13 protein-coding genes and 1 pseudogene are annotated in these 16,765 nt (G+C 60.9%); 7 read left to right on the top strand and 7 right to left on the bottom strand.

The window, feature by feature from the left end:
* Window positions 1–9 precede the first annotated feature (9 nt).
* From INF37_RS01835 to INF37_RS15965, 6 genes and pseudogenes are all read right to left on the bottom strand, one after another.
* Window positions 10–1,170 carry an ABC transporter permease gene (locus INF37_RS01835; RefSeq protein ID WP_193536018.1) on the bottom strand — a complete coding sequence of 387 codons (1,161 nt, stop codon included), beginning with the start codon at window positions 1,168–1,170 and terminating at the stop codon, window positions 10–12.
* A gap of 136 nt (window positions 1,171–1,306) precedes the next feature.
* Window positions 1,307–2,320 (bottom strand): BMP family protein, encoded by a 1,014-nt coding sequence (locus INF37_RS01830; RefSeq protein ID WP_193536015.1) that lies wholly within the window; start codon window positions 2,318–2,320, stop codon window positions 1,307–1,309.
* Window positions 2,321–2,388: 68 nt separating this feature from the next.
* Window positions 2,389–3,912, bottom strand: a complete 1,524-nt coding sequence (locus INF37_RS01825; RefSeq protein ID WP_328821003.1) for an ABC transporter ATP-binding protein — start codon at window positions 3,910–3,912, stop codon at window positions 2,389–2,391.
* Window positions 3,913–3,955: 43 nt separating this feature from the next.
* A complete protein-coding gene (locus INF37_RS01820) occupies window positions 3,956–5,689 on the bottom strand; it encodes an adenine deaminase C-terminal domain-containing protein (RefSeq protein WP_193536013.1) in 1,734 nt (577 codons plus the stop codon).
* A gap of 87 nt (window positions 5,690–5,776) precedes the next feature.
* Window positions 5,777–6,625 carry a LacI family DNA-binding transcriptional regulator gene (locus INF37_RS01815; protein ID WP_180956799.1) on the bottom strand — a complete coding sequence of 283 codons (849 nt, stop codon included), beginning with the start codon at window positions 6,623–6,625 and terminating at the stop codon, window positions 5,777–5,779.
* Between the two features lie 3 nt (window positions 6,626–6,628).
* A pseudogene (locus INF37_RS15965) lies at window positions 6,629–6,742 on the bottom strand (LacI family DNA-binding transcriptional regulator); the annotation flags it as partial.
* A 466-nt stretch (window positions 6,743–7,208) separates the two neighbouring features.
* On the opposite strand from INF37_RS15965, the gene INF37_RS01805 reads away from it, so the two are divergent.
* The 5 genes from INF37_RS01805 (at window position 7,209) to INF37_RS01785 (ending at window position 13,415) form a co-directional block, all read left to right on the top strand.
* Window positions 7,209–8,546 (top strand): ADP-ribosylglycohydrolase family protein, encoded by a 1,338-nt coding sequence (locus tag INF37_RS01805; RefSeq protein ID WP_186963057.1) that lies wholly within the window; start codon window positions 7,209–7,211, stop codon window positions 8,544–8,546.
* A gap of 71 nt (window positions 8,547–8,617) precedes the next feature.
* Complete coding sequence (locus INF37_RS01800) at window positions 8,618–9,778, top strand: BMP family ABC transporter substrate-binding protein (protein ID WP_186963058.1); 1,161 nt, start codon at window positions 8,618–8,620, stop codon at window positions 9,776–9,778.
* An 85-nt stretch (window positions 9,779–9,863) separates the two neighbouring features.
* Complete coding sequence (locus INF37_RS01795) at window positions 9,864–11,420, top strand: ABC transporter ATP-binding protein (protein WP_328821002.1); 1,557 nt, start codon at window positions 9,864–9,866, stop codon at window positions 11,418–11,420.
* Entirely contained in the window at window positions 11,417–12,472 is a 1,056-nt protein-coding gene (locus INF37_RS01790; protein ID WP_101692248.1) for an ABC transporter permease, read from the top strand. The genes INF37_RS01795 and INF37_RS01790 overlap by 4 nt, the downstream gene beginning before the upstream one ends.
* Window positions 12,456–13,415: an ABC transporter permease gene (locus INF37_RS01785; protein ID WP_101692249.1), complete on the top strand. Its 960-nt coding sequence runs from the start codon at window positions 12,456–12,458 to the stop codon at window positions 13,413–13,415. The genes INF37_RS01790 and INF37_RS01785 overlap by 17 nt, the downstream gene beginning before the upstream one ends.
* Window positions 13,416–13,457: 42 nt before the next feature.
* Here the strand turns inward: INF37_RS01785 and INF37_RS01780 are convergent, their stop codons facing one another.
* Window positions 13,458–14,492 carry a LacI family DNA-binding transcriptional regulator gene (locus tag INF37_RS01780; protein ID WP_193536011.1) on the bottom strand — a complete coding sequence of 345 codons (1,035 nt, stop codon included), beginning with the start codon at window positions 14,490–14,492 and terminating at the stop codon, window positions 13,458–13,460.
* Window positions 14,493–14,600: 108 nt separating this feature from the next.
* Here INF37_RS01780 and INF37_RS01775 point away from each other — a divergent pair, with 108 nt between their 5' ends.
* Both INF37_RS01775 and INF37_RS01770 read left to right on the top strand, forming a co-directional pair.
* A complete protein-coding gene (locus INF37_RS01775) occupies window positions 14,601–15,518 on the top strand; it encodes a ribokinase (protein ID WP_193536009.1) in 918 nt (305 codons plus the stop codon).
* Between the two features lie 14 nt (window positions 15,519–15,532).
* Window positions 15,533–16,588 (top strand): nucleoside hydrolase, encoded by a 1,056-nt coding sequence (locus INF37_RS01770; protein WP_186963060.1) that lies wholly within the window; start codon window positions 15,533–15,535, stop codon window positions 16,586–16,588.
* Window positions 16,589–16,765: the final 177 nt, after the last annotated feature.

Raw genomic sequence — 16,765 nt, 5'->3', positions numbered from 1 at the left:
CTCTCCTCCTTAGACCGTGCCGGACAGGCTGCCGCTCTGGCGGTTCTTGCGGTTCATTTCCCGCAGCGCCAGATAGCGGGGCAGTTTCATCAAAATGGGACTGATCGCCACAAAGAAGATAATGACGCCGCTGAGCACCATGCTGAAGCTGGTGGGCAGATCGGCCGCCCGGGCCATGCTGCCCCGTCCGGATTTCAGCGCGCCGAAGAGGATCCCAGCAATGACCACGCCGAAGGGATGCTTCTGTCCCAGCATGGCCACGGCCAGCGCCTCATAGCCGTAGTTAGACAGAAAGCCCGAGCGCAGACGGTACTGCGACCCAAGGATCTCCGCCGAGCCGGCCATACCGGCCAATCCTCCCGCCAGGATCACAATGACCATCTGCATGCCAAAGACATGGATGCCCGCGTGCCGGGCCGCCGTGGGATTTTCACCCAGCGTCCGCAGATCATGCCCAAAGGGGGTCTTGAAGAGCACGAAGAAGGCCAATGCCGCCAAAATCACCGCCAGCAAAAAGCCCGCGTGAAGGCGTGTCCCGGAAAAGAGAATGGGAAGCCGAGCGGATACCGCCACCTGGGCCGACTGAGGGGCAAATTTATCGGCCTCCTTCATGGGGCCCTGTACCAGCGCGGTGATGATGCCGTTTGCAATGTCATTGAGCAGCATGGTGGTGATCATGAAATTGACCCCATGCCGCGCGAAAAAGTACCCGGGGACGGCAGCCCAGAGGGCTCCGCCCAGAAAGGCGGCCAGCAGACACAGGGGCACATACACCGGGGCAGGCAGGCCCTGCAATTGGGGCAGCGTCCCCACAAAGGTGGCGAAGATGCCGCCCATCACGATCTGTCCCTCTCCGCCCAGGTTGATGATGCCGCACCGTGCCGCCAGGGCGATTCCCAGGCCGGTCAGGATCAGCGGAGTGGCCATGACCAGGCTGTTGGACAGGTTATAGGCCCCTCCGAACGCGCCCTGCACCAGCGCGGCGTAGGCCTCCAGAGGCGACGCCCCCTGCGCAAGGATAATGATGCTGCCGATCAGCAGGGAAACCACAATGGCCACCACTGGGATCAGGATGTTGAATACCTTTTCAAACTGCCGGACCAGTTGGTCCAGCCGGTCGTAGCTGGCAGACGCATCCGCTTTGGGCGGCGCCGCTGTTTTTTCACTCATAGTCGCGTTCCTCCTGGCCATTTATCTCTCCGAGCCCCGCCCTCTTTGCAGGTATTTTCCGGCAGGGCTCCTGCGGTACGGTGTCGGGTGTTCTGTGCCGGGGACGGTATCCCGCCCCCGGCAAGTAATGTACCGTTTAGCTGGCGGAAATCTCCAGATTCAGGGCGCCGGACGTCAGATCGTCCACCACCGACTGGACCTGCTGCTGGATCTCTTCGCTCATCAGCTCGCTGTTGAAGCCGCCCACTTTGAAGAGGCCGGAGGCAAAGGTGCCCTCGATCTTCAGATCGCTGTTGAAATTCCCCTCAGTATAGGCCTTTACCGCGCTGACGATCTGCTCCTTGGTATCGGTCTGCACGTACATGACGGCCGTATTGGCGGCCATCTCCTGCTGGCTGGGGCTGGTGACCACGATCAGCTTCCCGGCCTCCTCGGCCGCCTGGACCACGCCGATGCCGGCGCCCTGGGCGTACTGGAAGATGCAGTCCACTCCCTCGTCAAAGAGGGCGTTGGCCTGCTCCTTGGCCTTGGTGGAGTCGTCCATGGAGCCCACATAGGTGACCACGGCCTCCGCCTGGGGATTGGACGCCTTGAGGCCCTCTACAAAGCCGTTTTCCACGCGGGTCTGGGCCAGGCCCTCGATGGAGCCCACAAATCCCACCTTACCGCTCTGAGTGAGCAGGCCCAGGGTGTAGCCTGCCACATAGCCCTGCTCCTCATTTTTCACGTCGATGCCGACCACGTTGTCAAATCCCTCCACAGTGGAGTTGGTGATGGCAAAGGCGGTGTCGGGGAACTCGCCCGAGACGCTCTCGATGGCGTCCTGGAAGTCGTTTCCGTGTCCAATGATCAGGTTATAGCCACGGCTGGCATAATCCCGGATGGTGCTCTCCTGCTCGGCCAGGGGGACCGACTCAGAATAGTCGGCGGCCGCCAGTCCAAAATCCTCCTTGGCCTGCATCAGGCCGTTGTAGCCCGCTGCGGACCAGCCGGCGTCGTTGATGGTGCCCGGCAGCAGGATGGCCACCGATACGCCGTCCGGGTTCCCGGTCTCCGGCGTCTGTGAGGACGGAGTGCTTCCGCCGCCGCAGGCGGTCAGGGCAAGGGTCATCGCAGCTGCAAGAGTCATGGCTGTCAGTCTCTTTTTCATAACAATCACCTTTCTCCGTAACATAATATGGTTTTGGATCACAGTCTCCTGCGTCCATCCTCGCTTCCTCAGCAGGCGCCCGCCTGCACTTTCTTTCCCAGCATCATCAGGCCGATCTGCTGTACCGCCTCCGGCGTAGCGGGCGCCTCGCCCATGATCTGCCCCTTGAAGAGGACCAGGATCCGGTCTGAGAGGGCCAGCAGCTCATCCATCTCCGTGGAGACTAGCAGGACTGCCTTCCCCTCCTCCCGCTCGCGCAGGATCCGCCGGTGGATGAATTCAATGGCGCCGATGTCCAGTCCGTGGGTGGGATGGCAGGCTACCAACAGGTCGTGGGGACGCTCCATCTCCCGGCTGGCGACGATCTTCTGCTGGTTTCCGCCCGACATATTGCCCGCCCGGGTCTCCGGCCCATTGGCCTTGATGGAATACTCCTGAATCATGCGCCGGACGGTCTGGTCAATGACCTTATTTTGCAGCAGACCGTGCTTGGCGTAGGGAGCGTGCCACCGCTCCTTCAAGATAAAGTTGTCCCGCACTGAGAAATTCAGGACCAGTCCCTCGGTCTGCCGAGAGAAGGGGATGTTGGATACTCCCCGCTCCAGAATCTCTTTGGGCGTACAGTGGGTGATCTCTTTTCCATTGAGACAGATCTCCCCGGAGGCAGAGGGGGTCAGCCCCATGATGGCCTCGATGAGCTCCAACTGGCCGTTTCCGTCCACGCCGGCGATCCCGACGGTCTCTCCCGCCCGCACCGTAAAGCTCACGTTAGATACCGCGGGCACGCCGCTCTCCGCCTGCACGGTCAGATCTTTGACCTCCAGGACGGTCTCCCCGGTTTTGGGAGGCGCCTTCTGGAGCCGCAGTTCCACCTCCCGTCCCACCATCATGTGGGCCAGGCGCTCCTCGTCGATCTGGCTCACCGGAACGGTCTCGATGAAATGCCCGTCCCGCAGGACGCTGACCCGGTCGCAGAACTCCAGCACCTCCCGCATCTTGTGGGTGATGAAGATGACGGTGTTCCCCTCCTTGATCCAGTTGCGCAGCACCTGGAAGAGCTCGTCGGTCTCCTGGGGCGTCAGCACGGCGGTGGGCTCATCCATAATGAGGACGTCCACCCCTTTGTAGAGCACCTTGATGATCTCCACCCGCTGCTGGTCTCCCACGCTCAGATCGTGGATGCGGGCATCCGGGTCCACCTTCAGTCCGGTCTTGGCGGAGAGATCCAGGATCCGCTTCCGGGCCGCGCGGGTATCCAGCAGCGGTTCCCGGTCCAGCTTCCCGCCCAGGATCACATTCTCCAGCACGGTAAACTTGGGGATCAGCATAAAATGCTGGTGGACCATGCCGATGCCGTGGGCAATGGCATCCTGAGGCCCGTTGATTCGGACCGGCTGGCCGTCTATGGTGATCTGTCCCTCATCGGGCTTTAAAAGGCCGTAGAGCATATTCATAAGGGTGGATTTTCCGGCGCCGTTTTCCCCCAGCAGTGCATGGATCTCCCCCCGTGCAAAGCCGATGGACACGTCGGCGCTGGCGGTGACGCCCGGGAAGCGCTTGGTAATATGCTCCATTCGGATATAGTCGCTCACGCACTCTCCTCCTCTTCTGCGTTGTTCCGGCGCGCGTGCCCCGTTACTCCATAAAGCGGAAGCGGTGCAGGGAGATGAACAGGCTCAGCAGCTTGTTGGTCACCGGCTCTCCCTCATTGTGGTTGCCAAGCTCCTCCAGGGCGGCGTCGATTTTGGCCGAGGCGGCACGCAGCTCTTCCACCGACATATTGGCCATCATACCATAGATTTCGATGGGGAATACCGCCTTTGCTGTCTGATCCTCCGTCACGATGCAGGCGCCGGAGTACTGGTCCACCGCCTTGAGGCAGGCATACATCTCACTGCTCTCCTGGCCCACCACCACCATATAGGGCGTGGGAGCCGGGAAGGATGTAGAAACTGCGCCCCGCTCCACATAGACCCCTTTGAAGAGGCCGTTGACGATGTGCCGCTCCTCTCCGGCGGCGGGGTAGCGCTTGACCACCGAGATCCGGGCCAGCTTCTGACCGTCCAGCTCGGGGACCACCTTCCCATCCACGTAGGGTACCCATACCTCCTGATAGAACTTGGCGTGTCCCCGTCCATAGACGTCAAAGAGGAGCACTTTGGCCTGTGTTCCATCTGCCGAAACCTCGATGGGCCGCAGGTCCAGCTGCTCGGGCCGAAGGTCATCCAGGCCGGGCACGCCCTTGGTCACCATGCCGTCATAGCCGATCTCGGTATGCTTGAGGAGGGTGCGGTCCTTGGCGATGAGTTCGCCGGATTTAAAGACGTACTTGGGTTCGATGACCGAGAGGCTGTCGGTCAGGACGATGTCCGCCCAGCGGCCGGGGGTGAGAGAGCCGATCTGATCGTCCATGCGGAAGTACTTTGCGGTATTGTAGGAGGCCATCTTGATGGCCTTGATGGGCGGGATGCCCATTTCCACACACAGGGAGATGATCCAGTCCATATGTCCCATCTTGGTCAGGCGGTCGATGGAGATATTGTCGGAGCACAGACAGAAGTTGTCGGTGGGGAACTTCCGGTCCACAATGGCGCGCAGGAGGGTCTTGATGACCTCGCTGCTGCCCACGCCGAATTTGATCTGAGTGGAGTAGCCGTAGCGGATGCTCTTGGCGATGTCATCCCCATTCCAGACGTCGTGGTTGTTGGTGGAGCCGATGGCGGGCAGATAGTTGAGCTCCAGATCGCTCAGCGTGGTGATGCCCCAGTGGGAATTCTGGAAGCCGCCCCGCTCCCGCAGCCAGGCTGCCTTCTGGAAGTCCTCCTCATTTCCGCTAGAGTATGAGAAGTGTTCAAACTCGCCCAGACCGATGACGGGCTTCTCTTTCAGAATTTCCTCTGTAATGTGAGCCGGGACCTTTTTGCCGGGGGCAAAGGCAAAGACCCGATAGGGCAGCTTTTCATAGTCCTTGAAGAGCATCCGGAAGGCCTCCAGCCCTTCCTCCCCGGCCGAACCGATGAGGTCCAGGCACTCGGCAAAAATGGTCGTGGTCCCGTTGGGCACCATGGCCTCGCCCAGGGCGGTGGGATGGGCCAGCTGGGACTCAAAGTGGAGGTGGGCGTCGATCAAACCGGGGATGGCGTACAGCCCCTGTCCGTCAAAGACCTCCTTGACCTGGATCTGATCCTCATCGGGGGAGAGGGCCACGATCCGTCCGCGGTAGATCAGGAGGGATCCGCCATACACCGTCTCCCCGTGGACGTCCAGGATCTGTATATTCTTGATCAGCAGATCGGCCTCTTTTTTCCCGTGGACCACATCAAAGATGTCGTGGACCTGCTGAAGCTGCGGTACTCCGTTTCCATACATAAAATCTACCTCTTCTCTTTTATTCACATTTAGTTATACGTTTAACCCTTATAACAAAAGACGAACTTTAGTCCGTCTTTTGTGCTGCTACGTTGATTTGCGCTGTACGATAGAAGGTTCCAGCATGGTGACCGGCTCGATGGGAAGCCCCTGGATCTGCCGGAGGATCAGCCGGGCGCCATGGACGCCCAATTCATAGTTTTGCAGGTCCACACAGGAGAGCTCCGGCGCTGTGATCTCTCCAACGAGAGAATTACCAAATCCCAGGACTGCAATGTCCTCCGGAATCCGTATCCCCTGCTGGGTGAGACATTTGATGAGGCCGGCCGCCATCAGCTCGTTGAGGACAAAGACCCCGTCGATCTCTCCCCCGGTCAGGCGGGCCAGACACTCCGGCGAGGTGACCAGGCCGGGGGCCGTCTCCAGAATGGCAGGAGGCTCCAGGCCATGGGCCTGCACAGCCGCCCGGAAGGTCTCGGCATGGTGTACCACCAGGTCTTCCCCGGATGGCTTTTGCAAAAGGGCCAGGCGGCGCTTACCCCGCTTGATGAGATGGTTGGCGGCCAGCTCCCCCACCCGCATGAAATCGGGATAGAGCAGCGGGTACCCCTGGTACGGGATCAGGCGGTTTACATACACCACAGGGATTCCCCACTCCACCAAATACACTAGGGAATCCCGGAACATCATGTCATCGGACATCCCAATGGAGATGACCCCTGCCACCATGTTCTCCCGCATCATCTGGAGGACTTCCAGCTCCGGCTTGTGCAGGTTCTCCATCTCATAGATGAAGAGATGGTAGCCGTGCTTGGCAAGCTCCCAGCTGATACCGCTGGTCATGTCGGAATAGTAGGAGGTATTGATCCGCGGCAAAATCACCGCAATATTGTCGGTACTGCTCCGTTTGAGGGACTGCGCCACCACATTGGGCACATAGCCAAGTTCCTGAATGGCCCGCTCCAGCCGCTCCCGGGTCTCCGGCCGGACATTGATCTTGTTGTTCAGATAGCGGGATACGGTACAGACGCTTACCCCCGCATGGAGCGCAATATCTTTGATGGTTGCTATTTGGCTCCCCTCCCGCCTTCATAACGGTATCATTTCGGTGGTCTTGTTTAGTTATACGTTTCACCTGATGAACACAGTATATCTCTTTTTGTTAAATTGCGCAAGTGCTCTTTTTTTCAATTTCAATTTTAGTTGTAATTGCACAAAAACAGTGTCTAATTTTTGTAATATAGAGTTTCCGTTTTCTTGCTGCCCCATTTCACTATTTTCCCGCTCTTCTTCCGCCGATTTGTCCCCAATCTTTCCATCTGTGCACACACCGCCCCCCACTGCGGCCCTTCTTTCCATTTGAAAAAAGTATGTCTTTTTTTACAACAATAATTGACACAGCGCTTTTTTCTCTATATAATCTGATTGATAAAACGCTTTATCAGTTAAATTTCACAACTCTAAATTGTGATTTCTCTGATTTTCTCCCCTATCTGTACAGCCGACAAGGAGGATGAACATGCTCGAGCAGGACCTGTGGCTGCGTGCCGCAGATGATATCGCCTGGGAGCTGCGCCAGGCTCAGCAGGAAGGACGGACCATTCCGCAGGAACTGCAACAGCAGATCCAGAACCTTCCCTCCGGGGGCAGCCGGGAACAAGCTGCCTGGAAACTGTATGATGCAATTGCTCAGCTGCCGGTCGATCCCGCCCAGGCCGCCCGGGAGCCGGATGATCTGGATGCCATCCGGGCGCTGCGTCCCCAGAGCCCCCCTCTGACCCTCTCCGGGGATGTGGAGGACCGGGTGCTGGGCGGATGGCTGGGCCGCTGTGCCGGCTGTCTGCTGGGCCAGCCGGTGGAGAGCTGGACCCGCGCCCGGATCCAGGGTCTGCTGAAGGAGACAAACAATTATCCCATTGCCCGCTATCTCTCCTCCGATCTGCCGGAGGAGGTGCGCAAGCGCTGGGATGTGACCGACGGCCCCGGTCCCTATGACGCCCTCCACAAAAACTGGATCAATCTGATCGACTGTATGCGGGAGGACGACGACACCAACTACACCGTCTTTTCCCTGAAAATCCTGGAGCGGGTAGGCCGGGACTTCACCTCAGAGGATGTGGCGGTGGGCTGGCTGACCAGCCTTCCCTTCCTGCTTACCTGCTCTGCCGAGCGGGTGGCCTACCGCAATCTGGCCAATCTGGTCCCCCCGCCCGCCTCTGCTTCCCTCCGCAACCCCTACCGGGAGTGGATCGGCGCACAGATCCGCACCGATCTGTATGGCTGGGTCAATCCCTGTGATCCCGAGACCGCCGCAGATATGGCCTGGCGGGATGCCCGTATTTCCCACACCAAAAACGGTATCTATGGCGCCATGTTTGCCGCCGCCATGTCGGCCGCTGCCTTTGGAGGCGGCACCCCCGCCGCTATCCTCCGGCAGGGCCTGGGCCAGATCCCCGCGCACTCCCGCCTAACCGCCGCCGTGGAGGAGGTTCTCCAGTGGCACGCCGACGGCCTGTCCGCCGAAGAGGCCGTGGAGCGGGTCCATCAGGCCTGGGATGAGACCGATTCCTTTGACTGGTGCCACGTGATCCCCAACGCCATGCTGGTCGCCATGGCCCTGCTCTGGGGCGAGTGTGACTTCACCCGCACCATTGGCCTGGCGGTGGAGTGCGGTTTTGACACCGACTGCAACGCCGCTACGGCCGGTTCCGTCCTGGGCGTTCTGCTGGGCGCCAAGGCGCTCCCCGCCCAGTGGATCGAGCCGCTGGCGGACCGGCTCCAGACCGGTGTGCATGGGTATCCTGAGGCGTCCATCTCGGACCTGGCCCGGCGTACTGTCGCGCTGATGAAGCGCTGAGCTTCTCTCATATGCCGCAGCGGCTCACCGCCGCTGTTCATAAAAACAAAGGAAGAATCTGGAGGTACATCATGAAAGTATGGAAGTCTCTCATCGCCCTCACTCTGGCTGTCACCATGGGTCTGGGCCTGGCTGCGTGCAGCACCCGCGATCCCGCTCAGACCGGCGGCACCAGCTCCGCTACCCCCGCTCCCACCGCTCAGACCGGCTCCTACACCCCCAAGAACGGTGAGTCTCTGAACCTCGTTCTGCTGGTCCCCGGCCTGCTGGGCGACAAGTCCTTCTTTGACGCCACCAACTCCGCCATGGACCTGATCCAGAGCGAGCTGGGCGCCCAGGTCAAGACCGTGGAGATGGGCACCGACCAGACCAAGTGGTACCCCACCTTTGTGGACTACTGTGAAGATGGCTCCTATGACCTGATCCTCACCGTGTCCGACTCGGTCAACGACACTCTGATCCAGGTGGCCGAGGAGTTCCCCGAGCAGCTGTTCATCAACGTGGACGCCACGATGACCGATGTGCCCGACAACGTGTATGCCATGCTGGCCAAGATGGGCGAGATGAGCTTCCTCTCCGGCATGGTCGCCGCCAAGAAGGCCGAGGAGCTGGGCGTCAACCAGATCGGCTTTGTGGGCGGTCTGGACATCCCCGGCATCAACGAGTTCCTCATCGGCTACATCGATGGTGCCCAGCACGTCAACCCCGACATCAAGGTGGCCTATTCCTACGTCGGCAGCTTTACTGATCCCAGCAAGGCCAAGGAAAACGCCCTGATCATGTACCAGGATACCCAGATCATCTACACCGCCGCCGGTGCCTCCGGCCTGGGCGTGTTTGACGCCGCCAAGGAGTTCACTGCCAAGGGCGAGCCCCGCTTTGCCATCGGCGTGGATACCGACCAGGCTATGAGCCTCAAGGACAGCGATCCCGAGGCCGCCAGCCTCATCATCACCTCCTCCATCAAGAACATCCCCCAGTACACCTGTGACGCGGTGGAGCGCTTCCTCAACGGCGAGATTCCCTGGGGCACCAACGAGATGCTGGGCCTGAAGGAAAACGGCGTGACCATCGCCAAGAACGAATTCTATGAGAAGCTCCTCTCCCAGGAGAGCCGCGACTATGTGGACGCCGAGTGGCAGAAGGTCATCTCCGGCGAGGTGACCCCGCTGGATACCGTGGGCATGTCCACCGAGGAAGTGGAGCAGATCCGTCAGGCTGCCAAGCCCTGATCCTCCCCATTCCAGACCGGATCCTTTTCCCGCCGCCTGTTCCCGTCGGAGCAGGCGGCGGCCTTACCAAACAGGAGGTGTTCCCGTGCAGGAAGAGTATGTATTGAACATGGAGCATATATCCAAGATCTACGGCAACGGCATTGTCGCCAACGAGGATGTAAACTTTAACCTCAAGCGCGGTGAGATCCATGCGCTGGTGGGCGAAAACGGCGCTGGTAAGACCACGCTGATGAAGATCCTCTTCGGGATGGAGAAGCCCTCCTCCGGCACCATCACCCTGGAGGGAGCTCCTCTGGAGATGAACTCCTCGGAGGATGCCATTTCTCATGGCATCGGCATGGTCCATCAGCATTTCATGCTGGTCAACTCCTTCACCGTGGCCCAGAACATCGCCCTGGGCATCGAGCCCAAAAAGGGGCTCTTCGTGGACTCGGCCAAGGTCAACGACTTTGCCCGGGAGCTGGGTGAAAAATATCACTTTGATATCGACCCCACCGCCGTGGTGGGCACTCTCCCGGTGGGCATCAAGCAGAAGGTGGAGATTCTCAAGGCGCTGGCCCGCGGCGCCCGTATCCTGATTCTGGACGAGCCTACCGCCGTGCTTACCCCCCAGGAGACCGACCAGCTCTTTGCCGAGCTCAACGTGCTCAAGGACCTGGGACACACCATCATCTTCATCTCCCACAAGCTGCGGGAGGTCAAGGCCATCTCCAACCGGGTCACAGTCATGCGCAACGGCCGCAGCGTGGGCGTCTACGACACCGATGAGCTGACCGAGGAAGAGCTCTCCGCCAAGATCGTAGGCTGGGAGGGCGGCGGGGAGCTGGAAAAAGCTCCCTGTACCCCTGGCGAGGTCCTGATCCGGGCCGAGCACCTCTCCTACTACGGCGGCGCCCAGGTCCCCGTTCTGGACGACGTCAGCTTTGCCGTCCACGCAGGCACCGTACTGGGTGTGGCCGGCGTCCAGGGCAACGGCCAGGTGGAGCTGGTGGAGCTGCTCACCCGCGCCCGGGAGCTGGAGCAGGGCCGTGTGGAGATCAACGGCATGGACATCTCCCGCCAGAAGGTGCGCGCCCTGCGGGAGGGCGGCCTCGGCTACATTCCCGAGGACCGGCTGCGCCAGGGTGCGGCGGCCGGAGCCTCCATCCGGGAGAATCTGATCTCCTGCTCCTATTACCGCGCCCCGGTCTCCGGCCCTGCGGGCCTGCTCTCCAATGAGCAGATCGACGCCTTTACCCGTCAGAGCATTGCCGACTACGAGATCAAGTGCGGCAGCGGTGCCTCCAAGATCTCCATGCTCTCCGGCGGCAATATGCAGAAGGTGGTCGTGGCCCGGGAGTGCAGCGGTCAGCCCAGCGTGCTCATCGCCGAACAGCCCACCCGCGGCGTGGACATCGGCGCGGCCCGTATCATCCACCAGAAGATCCTCTCCCTCCGGGACAGCGGAAGCGCCGTCCTGCTCATCTCGGCGGACCTGGCTGAAGTCATGAAGCTCTCTGACGCGGTGGTGGTCCTGTATGACGGACGGATCGTGGCCTATTTCCCCGATGTCTCCGCCGTGACCGAAGAAGAATTGGGCCTGTGCATGCTGGGGCTCCAGCGGCACTCCCCGGAACGCATCCAGGAGGTGACAAAATGAACCGGGAACGAAGCTTCCAACTGCTCCGCACCGCCGTCTCCCTGCTCATCGCGCTGGCGGCGGCCTATGTGATCATTTTCCTCATCAGCGATACCCCTCTGGAGGCCATCCGGATCTTCACCGTGGGACCCTTTGACTCCAAGCGTCACCTGGGCAACATCGTAGAGGCCGCCATCCCCCTCATCTTCTCGGGCCTAGCCATGGCGGTGGTGTTCCAGGCCAGCCTCTTCAACCTGGGCGCCGAGGGCATCTACTACATCTCGGGCGCCGTGGTCTCCCTGGTGGCCATTTTCTACTCCATGCCCGCCGGGATCCATCCTCTGGTCATCGTCATCCTGGGCGGCGTGATCGGCGCGGCCGTGATGGCCATTCCCGGCGTACTCCGGGCCAAATTCAATGCCAGCGAGCTGGTGACCTCCCTCATGCTCAACAACATTCTGTTGGGCGTCGGCCTGTGGATCCTCACCAACTTCATGCGGGACCCGGAGACCGGCAACCAGATCTCCTATAAATTTGCCGAGACCGCCCTTCTTCCCAAGATCGTCCCCGGCACCCGGATCCATTTCGGCCTGATCATCGCCCTGGCCTGCGTGCTCCTCACCTATCTCTTCCTCTACCGCACCAAGTGGGGCTATGAGATCCGTATGACCGGTATCAACCGGGACTTTGCCCGCTATTCGGGCATCAACACCGCCAAAGTGATCATCATGGCCCACCTGGTCTCAGGCGTGCTGGCCGGCATGGGCGGCGCAGTGGAGACCATCGGCCTGCACCAGCGCTTTGAGTGGACCGCTCTGCCCGGCTACGGATTTGACGGAGCCATGATCGCCATGATGGGCGGAAACCACCCCCTGGGCGTGGTGCTCTCGGCCCTGTTCGTGGCCTATCTCCGGGTGGGCGCCGACATGGTGGCCCGACTCTCCGACGTGCCCACTGAGATGGTCTCCATCCTTCAGGCGCTGATCATTCTCCTGGTCTCCGCCGAGCGGTTCCTTCATACCTATCGTCAGAAGTGGATTGAAAAGGGGGTCAAGCATGGACGCGCTGCTTAATGTGATTCTCACACCCAGTTTCTTCTATTCCATCCTGCGTGTGACCACGCCCATCGTCTTTGCGGCCATGGGCATGGTGGTGGCCAACACCGCAGGCATTCCCAACATCGCCCTGGAAGGCATTATGCTCATCGCCGCCTTTGTGGGTATGATGACCTCCGCGCTCTCCTCCAGCGCGTGGATCGGCCTGCTGTGTGCCATTCTCTCCGGTCTGCTGTGCGCCGGTATTCTGGCCTTTTTCACCCTGTACTACCGCACCAATGTGATTCTGGGCGGCATCGCCATCAACTCCCTTGCCTCCGGCGGCACCGTGTTCGCCCTGTATCTCTTCTGCCACGACAAGGGCACCTCCGCCTCGGTACCCAGCGGCGTTCTGCCCCAGGTAAAGATCCCGCTCCTGGACCAGATCCCGGTGGTGGGTGAGATCCTCTCCGGACACAATATCCTGACCTATCTGGCCTTTCTCTCGGTCATCGCCGTGTACATCCTGCTCAAGCGCACCCCTCTGGGCTTCCATCTCCGCGCGGTGGGTGAGGATGCCCATGCCGCCGAGTCGGTGGGTATCCATGTCATGCGGGTGCAGGCCGTTGCCCTGCTCATCTCTGGTTTCCTGGCCAGCTTGGGCGGCGCCTTCATGTCCATGGGCTATGTCTCCTGGTTCTCCCGGGACATGGTGGCCGGCCGTGGATGGATTGCCATCGCCGCCGAGGCCATGGGCTGCTCCCACCCCATCGGTACCGCCCTTACCTCGCTCCTCTTCGGCGCGGCCGATGCCTTCTCCAACGCCGCCGGCGTGCTGGGCTGGCCGGCCGATCTGGTACGCACCATCCCCTACTGTGTCACCCTGGTGGGTCTGATCCTCTTCTCGGTACGGCAGTACCGCAGAAGCAATCATAAACGTCGGAAAGCACAGAACCAGCCTGCGGCCAAGCCGGTCGGATGACCACAGAAAAAACGGGCATCCGTCCCTGAGACGGATGCCCGTTTATGTTTCCTGACAGACGGCTCCGGCCGCCGGCGGCGCAGTGCTCTCCCGGATCTGGAGCTGCGGCTCCAGCAGAGTACACTTCCCCGCCTCTTCCGGACACTCCAGTTCCCGGAAGGCCTGCCGGGCGGCCTCCACACCCAGCTGACGGGCAGGCTGCCACACCGTGCTGAGGGGTTTCTCCAGATAGTCGGAGAAGAGCACTCCGTCGAAGCCCATGACAGACAGATCGTGAGGGATGGAGATTCCCCGCTCCCGACACCGCTTGTAAAATCCATAGGCCATCATATCATTGAAGCAGAATACCGCCGTGTAGCCCCCCTCCAAAATGGCGTCGGCCACGGCATACCCGCTCTCCATCGTATAGGCCCCCGGGTAGAGATCTCGCTCCCGCAGAGCGATCCCCCGCTGGGCGCAGGCCTCCTGCACCCCGCTCAGCCGGGGCGCACAGGTATTGGTGGGGCCCAATACGCAGGCCACCCGGCGGTGTCCCAGATCCAGCAGGTGCTCCATGGCCAGTTTGGCTCCCCGCCTCTGGTGGATGGCGGTCAGACTCACGCCAAGATCCGGAATGATCCGGTCCACCTGGACCACAGGGCGGCCATAATCCCGGATGGCCTGACGGTACTCCATGGCCAGCGTCTCATCCGCATCGCTGGCCGGGACCAGAAGAATCGCCCCTACATCCCGGGCCGCCAGCGTCCGGAAATTGGCCAGAGCCAGCGCACTTTTGTCGCTGGACGAGGTGATGACGATATTCCACCCCGCCTCCAGCGCCACTGCTTCCACGCCGCTGACCAGCTCGGCAAAAAAGAGGTTCCGGATGTCCGGAATCACCACGCCCATCGCCTGGCTCTGCCCGGTCACCAGCGTCACTGCATTCTGGTTGGGGACATAGCGCAGCTGTGCCGCGGCCTGCCGGATCTGCTCGCAGGTCTCGGGAGAGATCCGGTGGGGTTTTCCGTTGAGCACCTGAGACACCGCCCCGGGGGAAACCCCCGCAAGCCGCGCCACATCCCGCAGCGTCACCGCCATTTCTCTCACTTCCTCCCGCATCTTTGTTTAGTAGTACATATTTTACCACAGCCCTGTTGAAAGGACAAGACAACTCCCTTGATCCGCAACGCATGGAGGTTCATCTGCATGAAGGTACTTAATTTCGGTTCTCTCAACATCGACCGCTCCTACATCGTGCCCCATTTTGTCCGTGCGGGCGAGACGCTGGCGTCCCTGGAGATGAAGACCGCCGGAGGCGGAAAGGGACTCAACCAGAGCATTGCCCTGGCCCGGGCCGGTCTGCCCGTGTGGCACGCGGGAAAGATCGGCAGCGACGGCGCCTTTCTCCTGCGGGAGCTCTCTGAGAGCGGGGTAGATGTCTCTCTCGTCCACCAGGACTCCATCCTGCCCACCGGGCACGCCATCATACAGGTGGACCCGCTGGGACAGAACTGCATCCTGCTCTACGGCGGCGCCAACCAGTCCATCTCCCGGGAGGAAGTGGACGCAGTTCTGGCGCATTTTGCCCCCGGAGACTGGCTCTTTCTGCAAAATGAGATCTCCTGCCTCCCCTACCTGATCGCCCAGGGCCGGGAGCGTGGTATGCAGGTGGTCCTCAATCCCTCCCCGCTGGATGATGCCCTCTTGCATACCGATCTCAGCGGTGTCTCCTGGCTCATTCTCAATGAGATCGAGGGCGCCGGACTCACCGGTGAGCAGGAGCCTCAGGACATTTGCCAGGTTCTGCGCCGCCGCTGGCCGGGTATGCAGGTCGTTCTTACCCTGGGTGACAATGGCTCTCTCTGTGCCAGTGAGCAGGGTCTCCTCCGTCAGGCCATCTTCCCCGTGGAAGCCGTGGACAGCACGGCGGCCGGCGATACCTTCACCGGCTATTTCTTTGCGTCGGTCTGCATGGGACTCAGTCATGCTCAGGCCCTGACCCGGGCCAGCATGGCAGCCGCTCTGGCCGTCGCCCGGCCGGGCGCCGCCCCCTCCATCCCCCATGCACAGCAGGTAGACGACGCACTCACGGCACTGGTCCCCTCGAAATCCTCCGCCATCTGAAAGGAGCATATGGTATGTATCAGCCGCTGACACAAGAAGAAATCCGATCCAGACTGACCATTCCCACTGGGAAGCTGCGTCTGGTCATTGACACTGACGCCAAAAATGAGGTAGATGACCAGTTCGCCATTGCCTGGGCGCTGCGCTCCAAGGAGCGCTTTTCGGTGGAGGCAGTCTATGCCGCGCCCTTCTCCCACGGTCCCTCTCCCCTGGGCGAAAGTGAGGAGAGCAAGCTGGCCAGCGCCCTGCACGGCGCCGCGGACGGCCCGGCCCACGGTATGGAGCAGAGCTATCAGGAGATCCTCAAGCTCTTTTCGCTGCTGAAGGAAGACTCCTCCGGGCGAGTCTTCCGGGGCTCCCCCGGCTATCTCCCTGCGGAGGGCGCCATCGAGAGCGACGCCGCCCGGGATTTGATCCGCCGTGCTACGGAAAGCGAGGAGCCGCTCTATGTGGCCGCCATTGCCGCCCTGACCAACGTGGCCTCCGCCCTCCTGATGGCCCCCGAGATCGCCCGCAAGCTGGTGGTGGTCTGGCTGGGAGGACAGCCGCTCTCCTTTGGACACGGCTTTGAGTATAACCTCTATCAGGATGTCCGGGCCGTTCAGGTGGTCCTAGACAGCGGCGTCCCCCTGGTCCACATTCCCTGCATGGGCGTGGCCTCTCTCCTCACCACTACAGAGGACGAGCTGCGCTGCCGCCTCTGGGAGCGCAGCGAGATCGGCCGCTATCTGGCTCAGAACTGTCTGGACGCCTTCCAGAAGCCGGAGGCCTCCATTGCGCTCATGGACCTCAACCGTCAGGGCTATCTCAAGGGACAGTCCGATCAGAGCGACGCATATCTCTCCCAGTTCCCCACCCAGTATGTGGCCTGGAGCCGGGTCATCTGGGATATCTCCACCATCGCCTTCCTGAAAAATCCCAACTGGGTCCTCACGCTGGAGACCGAGGCCCCCACGCTGAACAACGACCTGACCTGGGACCACACGCCCCGGGGACGCCATCGGATGCGCACCGCCACTTACTGTCACCGGGACATGATCTTCGGGGATCTCTTCCACGCATTGGGATAAAAAATTGCCTCCGTATCACAGAGACTCTCCTCTGCGGTACGGGGGCTTATACAAAGCGCCCTTTTACAGCCACTGTTTCAAACCGTTTCTCTTTCCAACGCATTGAACTATTTTGTATCGTATTGTTTCATTGCGTTTCGGTTTCGTTCCAAACAAAGAGCCGCAAAACATCGGTAT

Source organism: Pseudoflavonifractor gallinarum (assembly GCF_014982855.1).
Classification (GTDB): Bacteria; Bacillota; Clostridia; order Oscillospirales; family Oscillospiraceae; genus Pseudoflavonifractor_A; species Pseudoflavonifractor_A gallinarum.
The sequence above is the reverse complement of the archived record's forward strand: the minus strand, read 5'-3'. Positions and strand labels throughout refer to the sequence as shown.

Coding starts and splice junctions, on each gene's coding strand:
- INF37_RS01780 (WP_193536011.1), bottom strand. CDS start 14,492: ATGGCGGTGACGCTGCGGGATGTGGCGCGGCTTGCGGGGGTTTCCCCC.
- INF37_RS01800 (WP_186963058.1), top strand. CDS start 8,618: ATGAAAGTATGGAAGTCTCTCATCGCCCTCACTCTGGCTGTCACCATG.
- INF37_RS01790 (WP_101692248.1), top strand. CDS start 11,417: ATGAACCGGGAACGAAGCTTCCAACTGCTCCGCACCGCCGTCTCCCTG.
- INF37_RS01835 (WP_193536018.1), bottom strand. CDS start 1,170: ATGAGTGAAAAAACAGCGGCGCCGCCCAAAGCGGATGCGTCTGCCAGC.
- INF37_RS01775 (WP_193536009.1), top strand. CDS start 14,601: ATGAAGGTACTTAATTTCGGTTCTCTCAACATCGACCGCTCCTACATC.
- INF37_RS01820 (WP_193536013.1), bottom strand. CDS start 5,689: ATGTATGGAAACGGAGTACCGCAGCTTCAGCAGGTCCACGACATCTTT.
- INF37_RS01805 (WP_186963057.1), top strand. CDS start 7,209: ATGCTCGAGCAGGACCTGTGGCTGCGTGCCGCAGATGATATCGCCTGG.
- INF37_RS01770 (WP_186963060.1), top strand. CDS start 15,533: ATGTATCAGCCGCTGACACAAGAAGAAATCCGATCCAGACTGACCATT.
- INF37_RS01830 (WP_193536015.1), bottom strand. CDS start 2,320: ATGAAAAAGAGACTGACAGCCATGACTCTTGCAGCTGCGATGACCCTT.
- INF37_RS01785 (WP_101692249.1), top strand. CDS start 12,456: ATGGACGCGCTGCTTAATGTGATTCTCACACCCAGTTTCTTCTATTCC.